This is a genomic window from Mesorhizobium yinganensis (assembly GCF_040081985.1).
Lineage (GTDB): Bacteria > Pseudomonadota > Alphaproteobacteria > Rhizobiales > Rhizobiaceae > Kumtagia > Kumtagia yinganensis.
Window position 1 is genome coordinate 1 of record NZ_JBEBMH010000086.1, and the last position, 1,419, is coordinate 1,419.

Here is a 1,419-nt window from a genome sequence, read left to right on the forward strand (position 1 = left end):
GGACCGCAGAAGATGCTGGCTGGCGCGAGCGGTGCCGAAGCTATGATGGTGTTGCGTGAAGGTCAGGCGGCTTGTTGATCGACGACCACATCGGCTCGGCGCAGACGCTCCCACTCCCAGGGCAGCAATTCGTACAGACGAGAGGCAGGAAGATCGGCGATACGAGCCAGGACGTCGGCGAGCCAGGCTTTCGGATCGACGCCGTTGAGGCGGGCCGTCGTGATGAGTGTGAGCATGACGGCGGCGCGATCGGCGCCACGCTGGGAACCTGCGAAGGTCCAGTTGCGTCGTCCCAGAGCAATGCCGCGCAGCGCTCTTTCGGCCGCATTGTTGCTGAGGCAGATCCTGCCGTCATCGAGGAAGCGGGCGAAGTCGCCCCAGCGCCGGAGCATGTAGTTGATCGGTTTCAGCACCTCGGCGGAGCGTGAGAGGGTTTCGCGTTCATGGAGCAACCAGGTGTGCACGTCGTCGAGAAGCGGTTTGCTCTTCTCCTGGCACACAGCCCGCCGCTCGTCGGCGCCGCAGCCGTTGATGGTGCGCTCGATCTCGAACAACGCGTCGAGACGCCTGACCGCCTCCAGCGCGATCGGCGAGACCGGTTTGGCCTTCTTGCCGTCCCGGGCCTTTTTCTCGATGTCGGCCAGTTCGAAGAACCTCGCCGCGCATGGGCGTAGCAAAAGGCAGGCGTGATCGGCCGCTCCTTCTGCTGCGGGTCGAACAGCGGCTCGAAGCCACTGTAACAGTCGCACTGCAGAATGCCGGCGAAGGAGGCCAGATGCTTCTGGGGACGCTCACCGCGCCGATCACTCGAGGCGTAATAGACCGCGGCCGGCGGCTCAGGCCCGGCGAAGGGACGATCATCGCGGACATAGACCCATATGCGCCCGGTCGTGCATTTCCCCTTCGCCAGGATCGGAACTGTCGTGTCATCCCCATGAAGGCGCTCGGCTGCGAACACATGGCTCTCGATCAGCTGGAAGAGCGGCATCATGGCGAAGGTCCCGTGGCCGACCTGGTCGGCCAGCGTCGACAGCGGCAGATCGATCCCCTCGGCCTTGAAGCGGGCGCTCTGGCGATTGAGCGGAGCGTGCATGCCGAACTTGTCGAACAGGATCGTCGCCAGCAGCCCCGGACCGATAAAGCCACGCGGCGTGGCGTGGAACGGCGCCGGCGCCTGGCTGACCTTCCCGCAATCGCGACAGGTGAACTTTTCGCGCACCGTCTCGATCACCTTGAAGCGGCGCGGGATCTCTTCCAGTGTCTCGGTTACGTCCTCACCCAACTTCGACAGCCGTGATCCGCCGCAGCAGGCGCAGACGATGGGAGCATCAATGACGACCCGCTCGCGCTCGATGTCCTGCGGCCAGGGTTTGCGCACCGGCCGCTTGCGCGCGAAGGCGCGCACGCTGTCGGTTTTCG

General features: G+C 64.9%; 1 pseudogene. It reads right to left on the reverse strand.

Features of this window, described 5'->3' with window-relative positions:
• Positions 1–62: 62 nt before the first annotated feature.
• Positions 63–1,419 (reverse strand): annotated as a pseudogene (gene tnpC / locus ABMA59_RS37085) (IS66 family transposase); the annotation flags it as partial.